The organism is Methylotenera sp. N17 (assembly GCF_000799155.1).
Lineage (GTDB): Bacteria > Pseudomonadota > Gammaproteobacteria > Burkholderiales > Methylophilaceae > Methylophilus.
Window position 1 is genome coordinate 613,468 of record NZ_JUGE01000001.1, and the last position, 22,386, is coordinate 635,853.

15 protein-coding genes are annotated in these 22,386 nt (G+C 46.7%); 12 read left to right on the top strand and 3 right to left on the bottom strand.

Features of this window, described 5'->3' with window-relative positions:
- The first annotated feature begins 25 nt into the window (after window positions 1-25).
- Together FG11_RS02970 and tilS are read left to right on the top strand one after the other, a co-directional pair.
- Window positions 26-1,021 (top strand): acetyl-CoA carboxylase carboxyltransferase subunit alpha, encoded by a 996-nt coding sequence (locus FG11_RS02970; RefSeq protein WP_020181584.1) that lies wholly within the window; start codon window positions 26-28, stop codon window positions 1,019-1,021.
- Window positions 990-2,390 carry a tRNA lysidine(34) synthetase TilS gene (gene tilS, locus FG11_RS02975; protein WP_047533030.1) on the top strand — a complete coding sequence of 467 codons (1,401 nt, stop codon included), beginning with the start codon at window positions 990-992 and terminating at the stop codon, window positions 2,388-2,390. Before FG11_RS02970 ends, tilS begins: the two co-directional genes overlap by 32 nt.
- Window positions 2,391-2,402: 12 nt before the next feature.
- Here tilS and FG11_RS02980 read toward each other — a convergent pair whose 3' ends face one another.
- A complete protein-coding gene (locus FG11_RS02980) occupies window positions 2,403-3,035 on the bottom strand; it encodes an arylesterase (RefSeq protein ID WP_052184914.1) in 633 nt (210 codons plus the stop codon).
- Between the two features lie 2 nt (window positions 3,036-3,037).
- Between FG11_RS02980 and FG11_RS02985 the strand changes: the two genes are divergently transcribed.
- The 9 genes from FG11_RS02985 (at window position 3,038) to FG11_RS03025 (ending at window position 17,031) form a co-directional block, all read left to right on the top strand.
- Entirely contained in the window at window positions 3,038-3,790 is a 753-nt protein-coding gene (locus tag FG11_RS02985; RefSeq protein WP_088177894.1) for an ABC transporter ATP-binding protein, read from the top strand.
- The gene (locus FG11_RS02990) at window positions 3,787-6,315 is read left to right on the top strand and encodes an ABC transporter permease (RefSeq protein ID WP_081978176.1); all 2,529 of its coding nucleotides are present in this window, start codon (window positions 3,787-3,789) and stop codon (window positions 6,313-6,315) included. The genes FG11_RS02985 and FG11_RS02990 overlap by 4 nt, the downstream gene beginning before the upstream one ends.
- 220 nt (window positions 6,316-6,535) lie before the next feature.
- The gene (locus FG11_RS02995) at window positions 6,536-8,932 is read left to right on the top strand and encodes a TonB-dependent receptor (RefSeq protein ID WP_020181589.1); all 2,397 of its coding nucleotides are present in this window, start codon (window positions 6,536-6,538) and stop codon (window positions 8,930-8,932) included.
- A 27-nt stretch (window positions 8,933-8,959) separates the two neighbouring features.
- Window positions 8,960-10,360 carry a sigma-54-dependent transcriptional regulator gene (locus FG11_RS03000; RefSeq protein ID WP_025223998.1) on the top strand — a complete coding sequence of 467 codons (1,401 nt, stop codon included), beginning with the start codon at window positions 8,960-8,962 and terminating at the stop codon, window positions 10,358-10,360.
- Window positions 10,361-10,465: 105 nt separating this feature from the next.
- Window positions 10,466-11,665, top strand: coding sequence for a formate-dependent phosphoribosylglycinamide formyltransferase (gene purT, locus FG11_RS03005; protein ID WP_047533038.1), 1,200 nt, complete (start codon window positions 10,466-10,468; stop codon window positions 11,663-11,665).
- A 5-nt stretch (window positions 11,666-11,670) separates the two neighbouring features.
- The gene (locus tag FG11_RS03010) at window positions 11,671-12,090 is read left to right on the top strand and encodes a group II truncated hemoglobin (RefSeq protein ID WP_020181592.1); all 420 of its coding nucleotides are present in this window, start codon (window positions 11,671-11,673) and stop codon (window positions 12,088-12,090) included.
- Window positions 12,091-12,194: 104 nt separating this feature from the next.
- On the top strand, window positions 12,195-14,507 hold the full coding sequence (locus FG11_RS03015) for a sensor histidine kinase (protein ID WP_052184915.1): 2,313 nt from the start codon (window positions 12,195-12,197) through the stop codon (window positions 14,505-14,507).
- A 2-nt stretch (window positions 14,508-14,509) separates the two neighbouring features.
- A complete protein-coding gene (locus tag FG11_RS03020) occupies window positions 14,510-14,884 on the top strand; it encodes a response regulator (protein ID WP_020181594.1) in 375 nt (124 codons plus the stop codon).
- A complete protein-coding gene (locus FG11_RS03025) occupies window positions 14,884-17,031 on the top strand; it encodes a two-component system response regulator (RefSeq protein ID WP_020181595.1) in 2,148 nt (715 codons plus the stop codon). The genes FG11_RS03020 and FG11_RS03025 overlap by 1 nt, the downstream gene beginning before the upstream one ends.
- Here FG11_RS03025 and FG11_RS03030 read toward each other — a convergent pair.
- Together FG11_RS03030 and FG11_RS03035 are read right to left on the bottom strand one after the other, a co-directional pair.
- Complete coding sequence (locus FG11_RS03030; protein ID WP_200884557.1) at window positions 17,028-18,449, bottom strand: DEAD/DEAH box helicase; 1,422 nt, start codon at window positions 18,447-18,449, stop codon at window positions 17,028-17,030. The two genes, FG11_RS03025 and FG11_RS03030, sit on opposite strands and share 4 nt — an antisense overlap.
- A 21-nt stretch (window positions 18,450-18,470) precedes the next feature.
- Window positions 18,471-20,147 (bottom strand): DEAD/DEAH box helicase, encoded by a 1,677-nt coding sequence (locus FG11_RS03035; RefSeq protein WP_047533042.1) that lies wholly within the window; start codon window positions 20,145-20,147, stop codon window positions 18,471-18,473.
- Between the two features lie 377 nt (window positions 20,148-20,524).
- On the opposite strand from FG11_RS03035, the gene typA reads away from it, so the two are divergent.
- Window positions 20,525-22,333, top strand: a complete 1,809-nt coding sequence (typA, locus tag FG11_RS03040; protein ID WP_025224002.1) for a translational GTPase TypA — start codon at window positions 20,525-20,527, stop codon at window positions 22,331-22,333.
- Window positions 22,334-22,386 lie beyond the last annotated feature (53 nt).

The window sequence follows — 22,386 nt, forward strand, 5'->3', positions numbered from 1 at the left end:
CCATTTGAATACGAACACCGACACAATGAAAAACAGGCGTCTTACCGATCCTAAATTAAGCTACCTTGATTTTGAAGCCTCGATTGCCGAGCTTGAAAAGCGTATTGAGGCATTGCAAGTTTCACACGATGAGCATGATGCCCTTGATATTTCCAAAGAGCTGGAACAGCTGCAAAAGAAAAATAGTAAGTTGCTGCAAGATACCTATCAAAATCTGACTGCATGGCAAATTTCACAAGTGGCACGCCATCCACAACGCCCCTATACGCTTGATTATATTGACGAACTCTTTACTGAGTTTGAAGAGTTGCATGGTGATCGCGCTTATGCGGATGATCCTGCAATTGTGGGCGGCATTGCTCGTTTTGAAGGTATCCCTGTCATGGTGATCGGTCACCAAAAGGGGCGTGATGTCAAAGAGCGCCAGTACCGCAATTTTGGGATGCCACGTCCTGAAGGCTACCGTAAAGCGTTGCGCTTATTCAAAATGGCCGAGAAATTTGGTCTGCCGATTATTACCCTGATTGATACACCAGGCGCTTATCCAGGCATTGGTGCCGAAGAGCGTGGTCAGTCCGAAGCGATTGCACGCAATTTATATGTGATGGCTGAACTCAAAACACCTATCATCGGTATCGTAATTGGCGAAGGTGGTTCGGGTGGTGCATTGGCGTTGGGCGTGGTCGATCAATTATTGATGTTGCAATACGCGACTTATTCAGTGATCTCCCCGGAAGGTTGTGCCTCTATTTTATGGAAGAGTGCGACTAAAGCGCCAGAAGCTGCAGAAACACTGGCGATTACTGCAGATCGCCTTAAAGTATTAGGTCTCATCGATGAGATTGTGTCTGAACCTTTGGGTGGCGCACACCGCGAGCCACTGGCGATGATGGAGAAAATGCGTCACGCTATTCGGGTGCAGTTAAAAACTCTGCAAGCCAAAAAATTAGATAAATTGCTTGAAACAAGGTATGCCCGCCTCATGAGTTATGGCAAATTCAAAATTACCGCCAGCAAATAAAACGCTAATCGCAACGCGTGTAGATACATTTTTTACACGCGTTTTTCAACTCCACCCACAACCCATCTACCGTATATTAGTTGCTTTTAGCGGTGGTATAGACTCCACCGTGCTGCTTCATGCCTTGGTTCATTTACAACGCACATTGCAGGCAGATGCGAGCGCACCATTTCAATTACAGTTATCAGCGATGCATGTGCATCATGGGCTCAGCCCAAATGCCAATCTATGGGCCAGCCATTGCGAAACCGTGTGTGCGCAATTTTCGGTTCCATTTGACTTACGCCGTATACATGTAGATAGCCAATCTGGCTTGGGTATTGAGGCCAGTGCCAGAAACGCGCGCTATGCAGTGCTGTACGCAGCTGAGGCTGACTTTATTTGCCTAGCGCATCATCAAAACGACCAAGCAGAAACGCTATTATTACAGTTGGCACGCGGTGCTGGCGCTAAAGGATTGTCAGGTATGGCGGCCATGGACTTTTCTAGGCGGCTGCTGCGTCCTTTGCTTGAGGCATCTCGTCCGGATATTGAGCGCTATGCCAAACAACATGCGCTGCAATGGGTGGAAGACGAGAGCAATTTAAACCTGCAATTTGACCGTAATTTTATACGCCAGTCGGTCATGCCGGTATTGGCGGGCAAGTATTCTGGCATTGAAAAAACACTAGGTAGAACAGCACAGCATCTAGCAGAAGCCAATACCTTGTTGGCAGAATTGGCAGAGATGGATGTTCGTGATGCGTCACTGGTCAATGTGTCTGATGAACAGAGCACGCTGGCGATAGATGGCTTACGTGCATTGAGCGCGCCTAGAGCCAAGAATGTGTTGCGCTGGTGGTTAGAGCTACACGCATTGCCTATGCCCAACACAGAGACGCTCACGCAACTACTGCAACAATTACTGCATGCCCGTGGCGATGCAACTGTATGCGTGAAGGTTGGGCCTCAGCATAGCGTGCGCCGGTACGCCCATCGTGCCTATGTGGTTATCGAGGAGACGGTTACCGAGCCATTCAGTTGCTGGTGGCAGGGAGAGTCCGTTGTGCCATTGACGGCGCATCATCGTTTGGTGTTTGAAACGTGTACTGGCAAAGGGATTGCAATGTATCAGCTAGGTGAAACTAAACTGCTGATCAAAACCCGTTTAGGAGGTGAGCGCTTTAAGCCAGAGCTAGGGCGCCCGAGCCGTACCTTGCAGCATGTGTTGCAAGCGCATGCGATTCCACCATGGCAGCGGGCACATTATCCTTTGGTGTTTGCCGCTGAGACTTTGGTATGTATTCCTAATATTGGTGTGGATGCCAATATGACTGCACAACCCAATGAGCAGGGGCTTTCAATTCGCCTAGAAGCAATTGATTGCTGAGGATGGTGCTGGCTAAGAAGCTTTAAGTAGCTTTTTAAGTTGTGGCCATATGTTTTCTAGCACGATTGGCTGTGCTTGTGCCGTGGGGTGAATGCCGTCATCCTGATTTAATGCAGGGTTGCCTGCTACGTTTTCCAGCAAAAAGGGCACTAAGTTGATTTTGAATTGTTGTGCCAAAGAAGAGAATGTTTGCTGAAAGGCTTGGGTGTATTGTGGCCCATAATTAGGTGGGATTTTCATGCCTACCAACAAAACGGTCACTTTTTGCTGCTTGGCCAGTGTCAGCATGCTGCTGAGATTTTGCTGCATTGCGTCTACCGGCAAGCCACGCAAGCCGTCATTTGCACCTAGCGCCAGAATCATGATGGTGGGTTTATGCTGCAGGAGCGCCTGATTTAAGCGTGTCAGCCCGCCAGCCGTGGTTTCGCCGCTTACGCTGGCATTCACCACTTGATATGGTAGTCGCTCAGTTTTAAGGCGCTGCGCCAATAGCGTAGGCCAGCCTTGCTCAGTCTGTAGCCCATAAGCCGCAGATAAGCTATCGCCAAATACTAAAATAGTCGAGCTTGCATGGCTGGTTGATGCAACCAATGGCATTAAAACAAGACTAACCCTGAGTACCCAAAACAATAAACGAGATTTCATTGATGTTACTTTCCTCTTCTGAGTTTGACCAACGACCGCAAACAAACGTTTCAACACATGCACAACATTCAGTGCATGCCACCATCATTCTAGCGACAAACTTGTGCAAAAGTGTAGGGAGTGGTGAACATACCTTGCAGATATTACGCGATTTGCAGCTGAACATTCGGCAAGGTGAACGCGTAGCGATTGTAGGGAGTTCCGGATCCGGCAAGTCTACCTTGTTAGGTATTCTGGCTGGGCTAGATATGCCTACTTCGGGCGAAGTTAGGGTGTTGGGCAAAGCCTTTAGCACCTTAGATGAGGATGCGCGCGCGGCCATGCGTGGGCAACACATGGGGTTTGTGTTCCAGTCGTTTCAATTATTGCCCACCATGACGGCGTTAGAAAATGTCATGATTCCGTTACAGCTCAATGGTCATGCAGCACCACTGGAAACTGCAAAAGAAAGCCTGACACAAGTGGGTTTGGGTGAGCGCATGCAACATTACCCCAAACAATTGTCTGGTGGCGAGCAGCAGCGTGTGGCTATTGCCCGTGCCTTTGCCGCGCAACCCGCAGTGCTGTTTGCAGATGAGCCTACCGGCAATTTGGATAGCGCAAATGGCGAAAAGATCATTGAGTTGCTATTCAAGCTCAACCAAGCGCATCAAACCACTTTAGTGTTGGTCACGCATGATGCACGTTTGGCAGCGCGCTGTGACCGCGTGCTCACGCTAGTGGATGGCAAGCTGACTGAGCGCAACCCGGCATGAGTACTGTGAATCCGTCTATCAATACCATGCCACTGTACCTATTGGCCTGGCAGCAATTACGCGCGAACTGGCGTGCAGGTGATTTGCGCGTATTACTCATTGCCTTAGTACTTGCGGTGGCTGCTATTACTTCGGTCAATGCGTTCTCGCAGCGGATTGCCATGCACCTGAATAGCCAAGGCGGTATTTTGTTGGGTGGGGATTTGGTCGTGATGAGCGATCATGTCATCCCGCAAGACTACGCTTTGCAGGCCAAACAGCTGGGCTTAGCTACCACGCAAACAGCTGAGTTTCCTAGCATGGTGGTACATCAAGCCAATAGTCAGATTGCCGAGATCAAGGCTTTGGGTGCTTCTTTTCCATTGCGTGGTGATTTTAGTGTGCAACTGGCAACTAACACACCTGCGCGTTTGGTCGCACATCCCCCGCCAGCCGGGGAGGTTTGGCTGGAGTCTCGCATCATGGGGGTGTTGTCACTCAAACTTGGGGATCGCATCCACTTGGGCGAACAATCATTTAAGGTGTCCGGTGTACTGGAACGTGAGCCTTCTCGTGGTGGCGATATGTTTAGCTTTGCACCACGTGCCATGATGAATGCACAGGATTTGGCGGCGACTAAATTAATCCAGTACGGTAGCCGTGTGAAGTATCAATTAATTGTGGCTGGTGATGCCGAACAACTGAATACATTTTCAGGCTGGCTGAAACCGCGATTACAGCGTGGCGAGCGCGTGGAAGATGTCAAAACTGCACGCCCGGAAATTAAAAGTGCCTTAGACAAAGCCGAGGTGTTTCTTGGCTTATCCGCCATGGTCAGTGTGATGTTGGCCATTGTAGCCATGTTATTGGCCAGTGGTCCGTACCTCAATCGTCAGTTAGATACCTTTGCCATGCTACGTTGCTTTGGTGCTACCACGCGCATGATACAAACCATTTTGTTATGGCAAACGGTATGGGTAGCTTTGCTGGGCGGTGTTTTGGGGTGTGCGCTTGGTTATGCCTTACAGCAAGGCTTGGCAACCTTGGCGGGCCGATTGTTTTTAGAATCGCTAGCCCCTAGCAGCATGTGGCCATTTGTATTAGGCATGGTGGTCAGCTTGTTTGTGATGTTGACTTTAATGTGGCCACATCTGCGCGCAATCCGTACCTTGCCGACAGTGCATATCCTTCGCCGAGAAGTCGAAGTGAACTTAAAGCAAGACTGGTTCAATTATTTGCCGATGGCCTTAGTCGTGGTATTGCTCATGGTTTGGCAAGCCAAGACCCTACAAATGGCATTGATCGTCAGCGGTGGTTTGGTACTCACTTGTGTGATTGTGGCCGTATTAGCCTATGCAGCAGTGCATTTGCTGTTTAAGTTGCGCCCCCGTCAAGGTCAGCTGGCGACCAGCATACACATTGGCCTAACTAATCTGAGGCGACGTTTGCGGTTATCGATTGCGCAGATGATAGCCTTTAGCCTAGGACTAATGGTGATTGTGTTACTGAGTATCGTCAAAACAGATTTGATGCAGAGCTGGCAAGACTCTTTGCCTGCAGATGCACCCAATCGTTTTGTGATTAATCTGCAGCCTGATCAGTTGCCCGCGTTTAAAAAAATGTTCGCGCAACAACATCAAGTCACACCACAAGTGCATGCCATGGTGCGTGCGCGTTTGGTTGCCATTAATCATCAAAAAGTGAATGCAGATAGCTATCAGGATGAGCGCGCAAAACGATTGGCGTCACGAGAGTTCAATCTATCCTGGGCTGCGCAGATGCAAGCAGATAATCATCTAATTTCTGGGCAGTGGTGGACAGACGAGGACGCCGGCAAGCCGTATATCTCATTAGAGCAAGATCTTGCACAAAATCTGAATATTCATTTGGGAGACACTTTAACTTATGACGTTGCCGGTACTGCGCTGACACTCAAGGTGACCAGTATTCGCAAAGTCGAGTGGGATAGCATGCGCGCCAATTTTTTTGCGGTAACGCCTCCTAAAACTATAGCGCATTTACCAGCCAGTTATATGACAGCTTTTCATTTGCCGCCCTCGCAAACTGCTTTTGTGCAGCAGTTGGTCAGTCATTTTCCTAACTTAACTGTGATTGATGTGGCTGCACTCATGGAACAGGTACGTGCCATTATGCAAAAAATGAGTGTGGCCGTGAGTTATGTATTTCTGTTTAGCTTGGTGACAGGCTTGGCAGTGCTATATGCTGCATTGATTGCAACACAACAGGCACGTATCCGTGAGTCCACATTACTCCGAGTGTTAGGCGCTTCAAGGCGACAAGTTAGCGTTGCCATGCTGGCAGAGTTTTTTGCCATTGCCCTATGTGCAGTGGTGGTGGCTGTCCTGCTGGCAAATGGGGTGGCTTGGTATGTCAGCATCTGGCTATTGGAAATCCCTTATCATTTTAATGTGACGATGAGTGCTATCGCTATCGTAAGTGCACTGATTCTGATTCCCGCTGCTGCGTGGCTTGCGCTGCGCAGCTATCTTAACCACTCCCCCAAACAGTTGCTCAACAGCATCTAAATTGGTTGTTTATAACCATTGGCAAAAATTATATTGGCTATAAACAACCATTAATATGGTTGTAATTGGTTGTATACAACCATGTTAATGGTTTAGAATCCATCAGTGATTGCTATGCCAAATATTGGGTATTGTTTTTAAACAACATTTTTACATGTTGATCTCTAGGAATGATTCTTGCGAATTAATGGGCACATATAATTCAATCCTAGGGAAAAATATGAAAGTCACTTTTCAACCAAACATCATGATGCTGGCCATTCTAACTGCCTATGCATCCCCACAATTTGCGTTTGCCGATGAAGCAAATGGCGTCAATATCGATAAAATTGAAGTCATTAGCACAACGCCATTAAAAGGCATCGGCTTGCCTTTGGAGCAGATTCCGGCATCCATCCAGACCGTGAAAGAAAAACAACTGATTGAGCAAAAAAGTATCAGTATTTCTGATTACATCAATCAGAACTTGAACGGGGTCAGTGTTAACGATACGCAAAACAACCCTTATCAACCAGATGTGAGCTTCCGTGGCTATTCTGCTTCTCCTTTACTAGGCACGCCACAAGGCTTGTCTGTTTTTGTGGATGGCGTGCGTGTGAATGAACCGTTTGGTGATGTAGTGAACTGGGATTTGATTCCAATGAACTCTATTCATTCGATTAACCTGATTCCTGGCTCTAATCCACTATTCGGTTTAAACACGTTGGGCGGCGCGCTGTCTGTGCAAACCAAAAGTGGTCGTACCAATCCTGGTGGTGCAATTGAGGCCTATATGGGCTCATGGGGACGTAAAGCAGGTTCCGCAGAGTTTGGCGGCGTAACGGAAGATGGGTCAATTGATTACTTTATTTCCGGCAATGTGTTCTCAGAGGATGGCTGGCGTGATTATTCCCCATCCGATGTTGGCCAAGTGTTTGGTAAAGTGGGCTGGCAAAATGAGAAAACCTCGGTAAACCTGAGCTTTACCGGTGCAGATAACAAGTTGATTGGTAACGGTTTAGCGCCTGCTGACTTTTTAGATCAACTGGGCCGTGATTCGATTTTGACGCGTCCTGATAAAACCGAAAACAAGCTGGCTTTTGTGAATTTAAATTGGAGTCATTTTTTCAGTGATGACGTGCAGTTGAGCGGCAATACTTATTACCGTAAAGCCAAAACCAAAACCTTGAACGGCGATGGTAATGATGACTTTGACGATGATGATGTCGACTTGGATGCAAGCGGTGATATTGATGCAGGTGAATTGGCGACAGCAAACGCCAACTGTCTTGCCGATAACGATGCAGATGAAAACTGTAGTGGTGCCATCAACCGTACCAATTCACGTCGTACCGGCTACGGCTTTAATGCGCAGCTTACATTTGGGCAAGATTTAGCTGGCCTAAAAAATCAGTTTGTGACTGGCTTGGGCTATGACTATGGCAGAACCAACTTTACACAAAGCACTGAATATGGCTTGGTCAATACCACCCGTGGTATTGATGGATCAGGTATTTTTAGTGATGATGCAGAAGTAAACTTGAAAGGTGTGAGCAAAACTTGGAGTGTATTTGCTACCGATACACTTTCACTCAGCCCATTGTGGCATCTGACTGGCTCATTACGTTATAACCATACCAAAGTGGAAAATGACGACAGACTGGTTGCACTGCCAGATCCAACTTCTTTAAGTGGTAACCATAGTTTTAACCGCATTAACCCTGCAGTTGGTGTGAACTTCACGCCAAGCAAAGACTTAACCGCTTTTGCCAGCTACAACGAAGGTAGCCGTGCACCTACTGCTATTGAGTTAGGTTGTGCCAATCCGGACATTGGCTGCCGTTTGCCAAATGCCTTTGCAGGCGATCCACCATTAAAGCAAGTGGTGGCTAAAACTTTTGAAGGTGGCTTGCGTGGTAATTTGACAGACAATATTTCATGGACTTTCAGTGCTTATCGCGCAGAGAATCATGATGATATTCAGTTTATTTCTTCTAGCGCAACTGGCTTGGGATACTTTGATAACGTAGGCAAAACACGTCGTCAAGGCTTTGATACAGGTATCAGTGGTCGTTTGGAAAAATTTAGCTGGTCTGCTGGCTATAGCTTTGTAAAAGCCACGTATCAATCTGGTTTGTTGATTGCAAACGAAGTGAACTCATCTGCACAAGACTTCGATGGCAACGGTGAAACCGAAATTCAAGTGAAGCGAGGCGACCGCCTTCCAGGCATTCCACAGCATCAAGTTAAATTACGTGCTGCTTATGACGTAACTCCTGCATGGAGTGTAGGCACAAACATCATCGCATTCTCAGATCAATACTCACGTGGTAACGAGAACAACGATCACGACGGCGACGGTGCAAAAGTGAGCGGTTATGCGGTTGTGAACCTAGATACACGCTATAACTTTGGCAATGGCTGGCAGTTTTTTGCTAAATTAAATAACGTGTTTGATCGCGAATATAACAACGCTGGCTTATTGGGCGAACATCGCTTTGATGCAAGCACCGGCCAGTTTACCGGTAACGAAGTGACCCCTGCATTCTATGCACCGGGTGCACCACGTGCAGGTTGGTTTGGCTTACGTTATGCATTTGGCGGTAATAAATCAGCCAGCAGTGTAGATTTAGACTAATGAAGGAACAGCGTGCTCGTACAACACATGGCCATTGAATCAAAATTTCGTCCACACCAAATTGTTAAAAAGGTATTGGTTGTTGAGGATGAAGTGCTATTTGCACGCGCAGTAGTCAAGCGTTTGCAAAAAGATGGCTATGAGTGCGAGCATGCTGAAACAATTGCGGATGGTCGACTCATCCACAAGCAGTTTCAGCCGGATTTGGTATTGTTGGACATGCGTTTGCCAGATGGTAATGGCTTGGACTTACTGGCCGAGTTTGTTAGCAAGGGCGCAGCGACCATTGTCATGACTGCCTTTGGTGATGTCAGTGACGCTGTCAACGCCATGAAATTAGGCGCAGTAGATTACTTGAAAAAGCCAATCGATCTGGAAGAGCTCTTACTGGTCGTCAAAAAAAATGAGCGTGCTTCCGAGTTACAAACCAGCCTAGACTATTCACGACAACGCAATACACATGCCACGGATGGCGTGCAGTTGATTGGGGATAGTACGGCGATGCAAAGTGTGCGTCAGCAAATCGGTCGTATCTCGCAATTAAGCGCGATTACCGATGTGGTGCCGCCTACCGTGTTGATAATTGGTGAGACTGGTACAGGCAAAGATGTGGTTGCCCGTTTTTTACATGCTGAGTGTGCAAATAGCGATAAACCGTTTGTACATGTGGATTGTGCCTCTTTACCTTCTGAGTTGATTGAAAGTGAGTTGTTTGGTCACGAGAAGGGCGCATACACCAATGCGGTCGGTGCGCGTCCCGGTTTAATCGAATCGGCGGAAGACGGTACATTGTTTTTAGATGAGATTGGCGAGTTGCCGTTGACCTTGCAAGCTAAACTGCTGAATGTGTTGGAGCGCAGACAGGTGCGTCGCTTAGGTTCAACCAAAGAGCGTTCAGTCCCTGCGCGTATCATTGCAGCGACCAACCGTGATTTGCACGACATGGTCAATGAAGGGCGCTTCCGCTCAGACTTATATTATCGTTTAAATGTGATTACGATGTTCATGCCACCATTGCGTGATCGTGGTGATGATATTATTCAGCTCTCAAATTACTTTAAATCGCTGACCGAAAAGCGTTATGGTTTAAAAAAGCGCGTCTTCAGCGCCAATGCGTTACAGGCAATTCAAACCTACAGTTGGCCTGGTAATGTGAGGGAGCTCAGACACCAAATTAGTCGTGCGGTATTGCTGAGTGCGGAAGAGCAAATCATGGTCAGCGATCTGGTATTGCCTAACCATCAGCAAAAACACATGGTGGCTTCAGATACGTCCGAAACGCAAATGACGTTAGATGATGCAGAAAAAGCCATTCTGCTCAGTGCCCTAGAGCAAGCACGCAATAATGTCTCGCAGGCGGCTCGTCAGTTGGGCATTACACGCATGACCATGCGCTACCGCATGGATAAACACGGTATCTCCGTCTAGTCAGCTTTATTCTTCGTGGTTGTACCACCTGCACCATGCTAGTTAGCATGTTTGCACCCCTCACATCATGCTATCATTTCACCCATTATCGTCTGGAGTTTTCTCATGGTTATTGGTTCGCCCCTCACCCCATCTGCAACAAAAGTCATGCTGCTTGGCAGCGGGGAATTAGGCAAAGAAGTCATCATTGCTTTGCAGCGTTATGGGGTGGAAGTGATTGCCGTAGATCGCTATGAACATGCGCCCGGTCACCAAGTGGCCCATCGTGCCTATACCATTGATATGACAGATGCCGCAGCGCTTAAAGCATTGGTACATGCAGAAAAACCGCATCTAATTGTGCCGGAAATTGAAGCATTGAATACGGATGCATTGGCCGATATCGAACGCGATGGCACCACTGTTATTCCTACCGTAAAAGCGGTGCAGCTGACCATGAACCGCGAAGGTATCCGCAAACTTGCGGCAGAAACACTCCAGTTGCCAACCTCACCCTATGCGTTTGCGCGCAGCGAATCTGAGTTGCAAGCCGCTATTGATGCGGGCATTGGTTATCCATGCTTTATTAAACCGACCATGTCCTCTTCCGGTAAAGGTCAATCCAGAATCACGCAAGCGTCAGAAGTGAAAACTGCTTGGGATTACGCGGCCAGCGGTGGGCGCGTGAATCAAGGCGTGGTGATTGTGGAGGGGCAAATTAGTTTTGATTATGAAATTACTTTGCTGACAGTGCGTGCAAAAAATGCACAAGGCGACATTCAAACTTACTTCTGTGAGCCGATTGGCCATGTACAAGAAAAGGGCGATTATGTTGAAAGCTGGCAACCACAAGCCATGACAGCTGGCGCACGCAATGCTGCACAACACATTGCAAAAACCATCACAGATGCGTTGGGTGGTTTGGGCTTATTTGGTGTGGAGTTATTTGTTAAGGGCGATCAGGTGTGGTTCTCAGAGGTTAGTCCACGCCCGCACGATACTGGCATGGTGACGATGTGCAGTCAGCGTTTAAGTGAATTTGAATTGCATGCTAGAGCCATTTTAGGTTTGCCAGTCGATGTGGCCATGACTAAGCCTGGTGCCAGTGCAGTGATTTACGGCGGCGTGGAAAGTAAAAATCTCACATTTACTGGCGTGGCCGAGGCTTTAGCGATTCCCAATAGCGATATTCGTTTGTTTGGAAAACCTGAGTCATTTGTGCGCCGTCGCATGGGCGTTGCGTTGGCAACGGCCGACAGTGCCGATGAAGCGCGAACACAAGCCAAATTAGCGGCTAGCTTGGTCAAACCCAAACATGCGGTATAAGTCTTATGTTGGATAAAATCGAAGAGGCTGGCAGTAGTAAATCCACTTTCTATGAGTTATTAGGTGGTGAAGAAGCTGGGCAGCAAGTTGTCCGTCAACTAGTCAATACTTTTTATGATGTGATGGATACAGACCCTAAGGCAGCGGGTATACGCGCTTTACATCAAGCAGACCTTACCGATGCACGTGAGAAACTATCTATGTTTCTCACTGGTTGGATGGGTGGGCCGCAACTGTATATCGAGCGCTATGGGCATCCGATGTTGCGCCGTAGGCACATGCCGTTTGCAATTGGTGAATCTGAACGTGATCAATGGATGTATTGCATGATACGTGCGATGCATACGCTACAACTTGATGAGGAAATCATGAAAAAGTTAGCCGCCCAGCTGTATGGGGTAGCGGATTTTATGCGTAACAAGTAATATAGTTTACAAACGTTAACAAATTAACGATTTGAAGTAACAAGTAGCACTGCATTAACATCATTAATTGAATACCCTCACAACATAAATAAAAGGTTGCAACCTTGGTATTTAAGCAGTTATTGCGCGTGGCATGTGTTGCCTCACTTAGCGTACTCGCAATTGCGGTTGTGAGCGCATTTCCTTTGTTTGAAGAAATGGCATTGACTGCCAACCGACTCGCCCATCACCCAACTAGCCTCCCCAGTCAAGCGCACGCACTGTTGGCGTGGGTGCAGGTCTATAAAATGGAACTTACACTCGGCATGTTCCTCACGCTGGGGGTTTTGACCTTCGCATTGTTTATTTTAGACCGTGAGTTTCGCGCACACTTACAGTATAAGTTATCCACCAGTATCGATCAGCGACGGTTCATGATCACAGATCCTGCATTGCTGCAAAAAATCAGGTTGTCTCGTATCGGTTTTATGATTGCCTTGGTCGCAATATTTATCTTAATTACCGTTACTTATCAGTCTTACCGTAATCAGTTGATCGTACAGTTCTTCGCGCTGGGGGTGTTTCTATTCAATATTAGCGGAACCTATTTTTTTGGTAGTTTAAAGCGTGCCGGTCAGATGGAGCGCTTGGTCAATAGGCTGAATTTGTATCATCAAAATAAAGATGAAGCACAAGAAAAACTAGTACAGGCTGACAAACGCTTACAAAGGCAGACAGCCAGCCTTGCCTATTTGGCCTCACATTTAAATAAGCAGACTTCTTCACAATTGTTTTATCAGGCGCTGATTAAGCAATCTGCGGAAACCTTAAGCGTGGCACGCGTGAGCGTATGGATGTATTCAGCAGACAAGCAACAACTGGTATGTGAGGCTTTATATGAGCTAAAAACACAAGCCTATACACAAGGCCAAGTGCTGGTGGCAAACGATTTCCCACATTATTTTGATGCGCTGAAGCAAGCGCGTGTGGTCGTGGCCGATGACGTATATCAACACAGTGCAACGCAAGATTTTGTGGTGGATTATTTTCCATCACAGCAAATAGGCGCGCTATTAGATGCAACGATTTGGCACGATGATGAAATGATTGGCGTGATTTGCCATGAGCATGTCGGCCCAGCGCGCGAGTGGACATTGGACGAGCAAAATTATGCAGGCTCTCTGGCCGACTTGGCTCGACTGACGGTTGAGTTACACAGGCGTCAAAAAGTAGAGACAGACTTGGTGGAGCATCAAGAGAACTTTGAGGACATGCTAAAAACTCGGACGGCATCGATTGAAAGTAATGCCAAGTTGTTCCGTTTCTTGGTCGAGCGTGCACCCGTGACGATTCTGTACATGAATGCGGCTAACGAAATTATAGAAATGAACCCTGAAGCCGAACGTATTACTGGCTATAGCCGGGACTACGCCATTGGCAGAACTTACCAAAGTTTATTTGTGCCAGAAGGCATGACAGGTGAGCACGAAGCGCTCTCTAGTGATGTGTTTTTTGGCAATAAAATTCAAGGCCAAGAGATGCTGATTCGCCGTGCAGATGGCTCCACCACTGAGTTATCTATTTCCAGAAGTATGGAGTTGGATGCGGAGGGTAATCCGGTCATTATTTCAATCGGGCAAGACATCAGCCAGCAAAAAGCGCTGGAAGCTTCGCTCATCAAAGCGCGCGAAGCAGCCGAGTCGGCAGACCGCATTAAGTCTATGTTTGTCGCGTCTATGTCGCACGAGTTACGTACGCCTCTTAACTCGATTATTGGTTTCTTGGGCGTGGTGTTGCAGGGCATGTCCGGCGAGTTAAATGTCAAACAAAAAGATCAGCTGGGACGCGCTTACGCTTCATCTAAACATTTACTGTCCTTGATTTCCGATGTGATTGATATCTCTAAAATCGAGGCAGGTTTTTTAGAAACCCATCAAATGACGTTTGATATCAAAGAGGTTATGCATGATGTGTCGCATGCGGTACAGCATCTGGTAATAGAGCGTAAGCTCAATTTACAGATAGAGTGTCCGGAGGGCATCACCCTTGATTCCGATCGCAAGCGCTTGTATCAGGTGGTTTTGAATGTGGTTTCCAATGCGCTGAAATATACAGAAAAAGGCCAAGTCAGCGTTAAAGTCATGCCTTTGCCGGAGCAGTTGGAAATTGTCGTAGAAGACACGGGCATTGGGATTGATGAGGCTGGTTTAGCCAAACTATTCAAGCCATTTGAACGGATTGATTCACGACTCAAGATTAAAACCTTGGGCACGGGATTGGGCTTGTATTTAACCCATAAGATTTTGACTTTGCTGTTGGGTGGTAGCATCACGGTCAACAGTAAAGTAGAGCAGGGAAGTACATTTACGATGCGTTTGCCTTACCAGATGCCTGAAGTGGAGGCCGGTAAATTAGTCAACATTTTAGAAGGGCAATAATAATGAGAACAGCCTTAATCATCGAAGATAATGACAATAACCTTGAGCTGATCCGGTTTATTCTACAGCAGGCCGGTTACCGTGTGCGCTTTGCCATGACTGGCGAAGAAGGCGTGCAGCAGGCGTTGACGATTCCGCCGGATTTTATTGTATTGGATATTCAGTTGCCGGATATCAATGGGCTAGAAGTGCTCAAGCGCATTCGTGCACATCCGGTAGGGAAAACAGTGCCAATTATTGCCATGACCTCGTATGCCATGTCTGGCGATCGCGAGCGCTTACTAGAAGCAGGCTGTACCAGCTATATTGAAAAACCCATTGATCCGATGACTGTGATTGCACAGATTCAAGCGGTGATTGGTAAGGAAACTTCTTAATGAACATTTTAATTGCGGAAGATGACGATAATTCTAGGCAATTGCTGGTGGATTTATTCCAATCTAAAGGTCATGAGGTTTCCAGTTTTGATAATGGGTTAAAAGCGCTTGCCTATTTACATTCCCATAGCGTTGATTTGATTGTTTCAGATATTTTGATGCCAGAAATGGATGGCTATGGCTTATGCCGCGCGGTCAAACAAAATATCTCCATGCAAAGTATTCCGTTTGTGTTCTACACCGCCACCTATACGTCTAGCCAGGATGAGCGCTTTGCCATGTCACTAGGCGCCTCTGCATTTTTAATTAAGCCAATGGACTTGCAAGCGTTTCTGGGTGTGATTGCTGAGGTGACCAAATCTGGTGCCAAACAACCCCGAGTGGCGAAGGGACGTGGCTTGTATCGCGTTGCCCCGGTGAAGTTTGATAAGCAACATACCGATATTGTCCGGGCAAAATTAGATAAAAAAATTATCGAGCTGAACCAAGAGCGTCAAAAACTGATTGAAAGTGAAGCGCGTTTTAGAGACTTTGCCGAAGCCTCGGCCGATTGGTTTTGGGAGGCAGATAGCGCGCTCAATATCCAAGCATTGAGTGGTGCACCAATGGGTTTGAGCGTATGTAATCTGCAAGATATTGCCAAAGCCTGCCAAAGTCACTTAGCTGATGACATGTTGAGCGTATTGCAACAACGGTTGCCATTTTCAGACTTTATTGTGCATTTTATCGATGCGCATGAAAAGCATATGTATTTGCGCGTATCAGGCAAACCAATCTTTGATGACCAACTTAAATTTATTGGTTATCGGGGAGTGGGGAAAGATGTCAGTGAAATGATTGCGCTCAATCGCAAAGTGGAGTTTTTGGCTTCGCACGATGAGCTGACAGGACTGCCTAACCGGAGTGTATTCAAAATTAACTTGGCACAAGCGCTCAAAAAGGCAGAGCGTCATCGCCAGCAAGTATTGCTTTTATATTTTGATATCGATCATTTCAAACTCGTGAATGACACATTGGGACATGAGGCGGGTGACCAACTGTTGATGATGTCGACCAAGCGCATTATTGAATGTGCACGTGAGATTGATGTGTTGTACCGCATGGGTGGAGATGAGTTTGTGATGGTGATTGAATCAGCCACGCCACAAGATGCGCATCGCATTGTGCGGGATATCGTCAAAGCGTTTTCCATGCCATTTGAGATTATGGAACAGCGTGTGTATACCACCGTAAGCATTGGGGTAAGCGTGTATCCAGATGACGCCACAGATTTGCAGACGCTGCTGACGTATGCAGATTTGGCCATGTACCGTGCAAAGCAAAATGGGCGTAATAGCTTTGAGTTCTATACCCCCAACATGAATTTCATCCCCAAAGAGTGGATGGACATGGAACATGGAATACGCCTTGCATTGCGTAAACATGAGTTTCATATGGTGTATCAACCGCAGTTAGATGCTGCGCGTAACGTAGTGGTTGGTATGGAAGCACTGATTCGCTGGACGCACCCGGATCACGGTTTAATTTCGACCATTGAGCTGATTCGCGTGGCTGAGCAATCCTCGTTGATTAATACGCTGGATGATTGGGTGCTAGAAGAGGTTTGTAGGCAAATGCGTGTTTGGCGAGAGGCAGGCTATGTATTGCCTCGCATGTCCGTCAATATGTCAGCAAGGCATTTAAGATCAGATAACTTAATGAATTTACTCAACAATATCCCTAAGCAATATGGCATTGAGCCAGAGATGTTATGCATAGAAATTACCGAGCATGCAATATTGGAAGAAAGCGCCACTGTTAAAAATAATATGCAGGCGATTAAAAAGGCCGGATTTGGTATATCGCTGGATGACTTTGGTACCGGACATTCCTCGTTGTTATATCTCAAGCGCTGGGCGGTAGACGAAGTGAAGATTGAGCGTACGTTTGTAAACGACTTAGTGAGCTCGGATGAAGATCGCGCCATTGTAAGGGCGATGGTGGCATTAGCCGAAGCGTTGGATTTGGATTTGGTAGGTGAAGGCGTAGAAAACCAGCATCAGGCGGACATTCTACTGGCTAGTGGTTGTAGGGTCATACAAGGCTATTTTTACTCGCCACCAGTGCCACCGGATCAGGTGACACAGTGGTTCAAAAAAACAGATTAAGGACGCTTGAGTCCGCCTAATAATGCAGCCACTGGAGCCTTGCGGCTTTGACTAGGGTTCGCTCTTGCCACTGCTTTTGCCTCGGCAGTATTGGGTTCATACGGTTTATTAAACCAAGCATCCGCAGATGACGCTTTCGATTTTCTGGGGGCGCTGCTTGGTGTGCTGCTATGGCTTGTGCGTACACGCTTATCGTGTTCTGCAGCACGCGTTTGCGGCTGAACTTGTGCAATTTGACGAGTAATATTTTTCTTAATGAGCTTTTCAATATCAGCAAAATACTTCTCTTCATCATCGCAAATCAATGAGATTGCAATCCCGCTGGCACCTGCGCGCCCGGTACGGCCAATTCTATGCACATAGTCTTCTGGTGCACTAGGGATCTCATAGTTAATGACCATGGGTAAATCACTAATGTCCAAACCACGTGCAGCAACATCGGTAGCTACTAGCGCTTTGACTTTACCAGCCTTGAATGCATCCAATGCTTCAATACGTTCTTTTTGCGATTTGTCACCATGAATGGCATCGGCCGAGATATCTTCTTTTTGTAGCGCGCGCGCCAGTCTGCTGGCTGTGAGTTTAGTTTTGGTAAACACAATCACTTGGTTGGTTTGCGCTTCTTTTAGCAGTTGTACCAAAAACGCTTGTTTTTGTGGTGCAGCCACTGTGTAGGCTTGCTGAGTCACATTGTCATTGGTCGCATTACTTCTGGCAACTTCAATCAATGTTGGGTTGGTTAAGAATTCATCTGCTAACTTTTTGATTTCATTCGAGAACGTCGCAGAAAACATTAAATTCTGACGTTGTTTTGGCAGTAACGCCAAAATGCGTTTTAAGTCTGGCATAAAGCCCATATCGAGCATACGATCCGCTTCGTCTAGCACTAAAATTTGTACCTGACTAAGTGAAAGCGTTTTTTGTTCGATATGGTCCAATAAACGGCCAGGTGTAGCCACCAATACTTCCACACCTTTTTTGAGTTGAGGCGTTTGCGATTTAATGTCTACGCCACCGTATACCACCAAGCTAGATAAAGGTGTATGTTTGGCATAGACCTTGACGCTTTCTTCTACCTGAATCGCCAACTCACGCGTTGGAGTGAGTACCAACGCGCGGATAGGGTGTTTTGCAGGTGATGTGCTGGTACTGGCAAACGGCAATAGTTTTTGTAAAACAGGTAATGCAAATGCTGCCGTTTTTCCTGTTCCCGTTTGTGCACCAGCCATCAAATCCAACCCCTGCAAAGCCAATGGAATTGCCTTGGCTTGAATCGGGGTAGGCGTGGTATAACCTGTTTCAGTAATGGCTTGCAGCAATGGTGCTGCAAGGCCTAGATTATCGAAGCTTGGAGTATCTAAGCTTGGAGTATCTAAGCTTGTATTATCAACAAAATTTACATCAGTATTGGTATTCATGTAAGGTGAGATTGGCCTTAATTAAGCAAAACTACGGTTACGTTTAGGTTTGTTGTCACCACTAAAGCCGCCGGCATTGGTTCTAGGCGCGCTGGTTCTAGGCGCACTACGCTGTGGGCGTGGATTGCCAAAGTTCTCACCGCTATTGGCTTTATGGCTTGGGCGACCTTCACGTGGTGCGTCAGTACGCGTATTTCTGTCTTGACGACCGCGACCACCGAACTCTTGGCTTAATGCGCGCGCAAATTGAAAGTCTGTATCTTTCGTGTAGTTACGGCTGTTACCGTTGACTTCACGTTGACCATCGCGAGGTGCTGCATCTGTATGACGTGGTTGACTGTCACGTTGACGCGAAGCGCCACCGTCAGCACGAGGTGCACCATCATTAAATGAACGCGTTGCTTGCGGTTTTGCGCCACGCTCGTTCATGACACGGTCACCAAAGCTAGAGCCACGTGTTGCGTTATCGCGTGATTGGTAGCCACCACGTGCACCTGGTTTGTGTGCACTGCTACGGTCATTGTTACGACCACGTTTGCCAGCAGGCGCTTCAGATTTCATCGCACGTTTGGGTTCAAAACCTGCAATGACAGAACCTTCTAATTTTTGGCCAGTATATTGTTCAATCTTACGCAATAAATGGCGGTCGATATTGGATGCAAATGAAATCGCAATACCTGTGTTGTTAGCGCGACCAGTACGACCAATACGGTGTACATAATCTTCTGCAAACTTAGGTAAGTCGTAGTTAATCACGTGGCTAATGCCTTGTACGTCAATACCACGCGCCGCTACGTCAGTCGCTACCAATACTTTTACATCACCATGACGCAGTTTAGTTAGTGTACGGTTACGTGCACCTTGTGTCATATCGCCATGCAATGCTGCTGTTTTATGGCCAGCTGCATATAAGTCTTCTGCCAATAAATCAGCGTGACGTTTTGTGCTGGTGAAAATAATGGCTTGATTGACATCAGGAGCAATCAATAAATGCTCAAGCAATTTGTTCTTGTGGTTCATGTCATCCACAAAGTGCAAACGTTGCTCAATGTTGGCATGTTTTTCTTTTTGGCCAGCCACTTGAATTGTCAGCGGATTGTTTTGGAACTGTTTAGCAATATGCATGATGCCATCTAGTGTGGCAGAGAATAATAAAGTTTGACGCTCTTTAGGTAGTGCTTCGCAGATACGCTCTACATCTGGCATGAAACCCATGTCCAACATGCGGTCCGCTTCATCTAATACCAACATTTGTAAACGGCTTAGATCAATACGGCCACGTTCCATGTGGTCAATAAAGCGGCCTGGTGTGGCCACTAAGATATCCAATGGTTGTGAAAGTAATTTGTTTTGTAGCGGATAAGGCATGCCACCAACGATACTGACTGTACGGGCACGAATATATTTACCGTATTTACGCGCCGCTTCGTTCACTTGTGCAGCCAACTCACGGGTTGGTGTCAGCACCAAAATACGTGGGCCACGGCTTTTAGATTCGTGTGGTGTTGCTAATAAATTGAGTGCTGGCAATGTAAATGCAGCAGTCTTGCCTGTCCCTGTTTGTGCGGAGGCCATGATGTCACGGCCATTCAGTGCTTCAGGAATCGCTTGCGCTTGAATAGCAGTTGGCGTGTCGTAACCTGCTTCGAGTACGGCACGTAAAATAGTTGGGTGTAGATTTAATGATTCAAAAGACAAAGTATGTCCCTTTCTAAAAACAATAAAAAAGGGCGCGAGCAAAACACAGTTCAGCTGAAAATCAGCGTAATACGCGAAAGCAGTATGAATAATGGTAAATCAGTTCATGTAAATGCTTTTTACTAGCGCACGGGCATAGCCGCTAACCAGTAAAAGATAGATAAGAGAGGTCTCATCTAAAAGATTGCTACTTCCATATTTCGCGAGTAGCCGTTGGGTCAGGGCAATGAATCTAAAACTTTTAATTACTGCATAAGTTTTAAGTTGTGCGCAGTATAACCATATCCATCCAAATGTCAAATTAAAATTCACATTGTCAAATAAGTTTCATGCTAAATGTGTTAAAATCGCGCCCTTCCAAACAATCGGCAGCTTTCATGTCTCGTAATCTCAGAAATATCGCAATTATTGCGCACGTTGACCATGGTAAAACAACCATGGTGGACAAACTTTTACAACAAGCAGGTACGTTTGCATCGCACCAAGCGGTGACAGAACGTGTCATGGACAGTGGCGATATTGAAAAAGAGCGCGGCATTACTATTTTAGCTAAAAATACAGCCGTTAACTTTGAAGGTACGCACATTAATATTGTGGATACCCCAGGCCACGCGGACTTTGGTGGTGAAGTAGAGCGCGTATTAGGCATGGTGGATGGCGTGGTGTTGTTGGTAGATGCTGTAGAAGGCCCGATGCCACAAACGCGTTTTGTGACTAAAAAAGCACTGGCACTTGGTTTAAAACCAATTGTGGTGATTAATAAAGTGGATCGTCCTGGCGCACGGCCTGATTGGGTGATTAACCACACCTTTGATTTGTTTGCCAACTTAGGTGCAACAGATGAGCAATTAGACTTCCCGGTGGTCTATGCATCAGCCCTTAACGGCTTTGCAACCTTAGATATGAAAACACCATCTGAGACCATGCGTCCGTTATTTGAAACGATTTTAAGTCATGTTGCACCACCAGTAGGCGACAGCGATGCGCCATTGCAATTGCAAATCTCTGCACTGGATTACTCTACTTACACAGGCCGTTTAGGCGTAGGTCGCGTGCGCAATGGCCGCGTCAAACCTGGTCAAGTGGTGGCAGTGATGCGTGAAGACGAACAAGTGGCGCAAGGCCGTATCAACCAAGTGTTGGGCTTTCAAGGCTTGGAGCGCGTGCCAGTGGAAGAAGCAGAAGCGGGTGACATTGTCATTATTTCTGGCTTAGATGATATTGGTATTGGTTTTACCATTTGCGATCGCGATAAGCCAGTTGGTTTGCCACACCTAGGCGTAGATGAGCCAACATTGACCATGGACTTTATGGTGAACACTTCACCATTGGCCGGTACTGAAGGCAAGTTTGTGACCTCACGTCAAATTAAAGACCGTTTAACCAAAGAGTTATTAGTGAACGTGGCGCTACGTGTAGAAGATACACAAGATACAGATGTTTTCCGTGTCTCTGGCCGTGGTGAGTTACACCTGACTATCTTGCTTGAAAATATGCGACGAGAAGGCTTTGAGTTGGCGGTAGCTAAGCCACGCGTGGTGTACCGTGAAATTGACGGTGTGAAATGTGAGCCATACGAAGTACTCACCGTGGATTTGGAAGATGATAACCAAGGTGCGGTGATGGAGGAGTTGGGTCGTCGCCGTGGTGAAATGCAAAATATGGAATCAGATGGCAATGGCCGCACCCGTTTGGAATATAAAATTCCAGCACGTGGTTTGATTGGTTTCCAAGGTGAGTTTTTAACCATGACGCGTGGTACTGGTTTAATGGCGCATATTTTTGATGAATATGCACCGGTAAAAGCCGATATGCCAGGCCGTCGTAATGGGGTGCTGATATCAGCCGAGCATGGTGAAGCCGTTGCTTATGCGCTTTGGAAATTACAAGATCGCGGCAAGATGTTCTCAGTACCAGGCGATAAATTGTACGAAGGCATGGTGATTGGTATTCATAGTCGCGATAACGATTTGATTGTGAACCCGATTAAAGGTAAACAACTGACTAACGTGCGTGCATCTGGTACCGATGAAGCAGTACGTTTGATTCCACCTGTTGCATTGTCTTTGGAGTCTGCGGTTGAGTTTATTGATGATGACGAATTGGTGGAAATCACACCAAAAAATATTCGTATCCGTAAACGTTTCTTGTTAGAGCACGAACGTAAACGCGCATCTAAAGAGTAATACATAAAATAAAAAGGCCGCTTTAAGCGGCTTTTTTATTATCTAGGAATCAG

Coding starts and splice junctions, on each gene's coding strand:
- FG11_RS02970 (WP_020181584.1), top strand. CDS start 26: ATGAAAAACAGGCGTCTTACCGATCCTAAATTAAGCTACCTTGATTTT.
- tilS (WP_047533030.1), top strand. CDS start 990: ATGGCAAATTCAAAATTACCGCCAGCAAATAAAACGCTAATCGCAACG.
- FG11_RS02980 (WP_052184914.1), bottom strand. CDS start 3,035: ATGAAATCTCGTTTATTGTTTTGGGTACTCAGGGTTAGTCTTGTTTTA.
- FG11_RS02985 (WP_088177894.1), top strand. CDS start 3,038: ATGTTACTTTCCTCTTCTGAGTTTGACCAACGACCGCAAACAAACGTT.
- FG11_RS02990 (WP_081978176.1), top strand. CDS start 3,787: ATGAGTACTGTGAATCCGTCTATCAATACCATGCCACTGTACCTATTG.
- FG11_RS02995 (WP_020181589.1), top strand. CDS start 6,536: ATGAAAGTCACTTTTCAACCAAACATCATGATGCTGGCCATTCTAACT.
- FG11_RS03000 (WP_025223998.1), top strand. CDS start 8,960: ATGGCCATTGAATCAAAATTTCGTCCACACCAAATTGTTAAAAAGGTA.
- purT (WP_047533038.1), top strand. CDS start 10,466: ATGGTTATTGGTTCGCCCCTCACCCCATCTGCAACAAAAGTCATGCTG.
- FG11_RS03010 (WP_020181592.1), top strand. CDS start 11,671: ATGTTGGATAAAATCGAAGAGGCTGGCAGTAGTAAATCCACTTTCTAT.
- FG11_RS03020 (WP_020181594.1), top strand. CDS start 14,510: ATGAGAACAGCCTTAATCATCGAAGATAATGACAATAACCTTGAGCTG.
- FG11_RS03025 (WP_020181595.1), top strand. CDS start 14,884: ATGAACATTTTAATTGCGGAAGATGACGATAATTCTAGGCAATTGCTG.
- FG11_RS03030 (WP_200884557.1), bottom strand. CDS start 18,449: ATGAATACCAATACTGATGTAAATTTTGTTGATAATACAAGCTTAGAT.
- typA (WP_025224002.1), top strand. CDS start 20,525: ATGTCTCGTAATCTCAGAAATATCGCAATTATTGCGCACGTTGACCAT.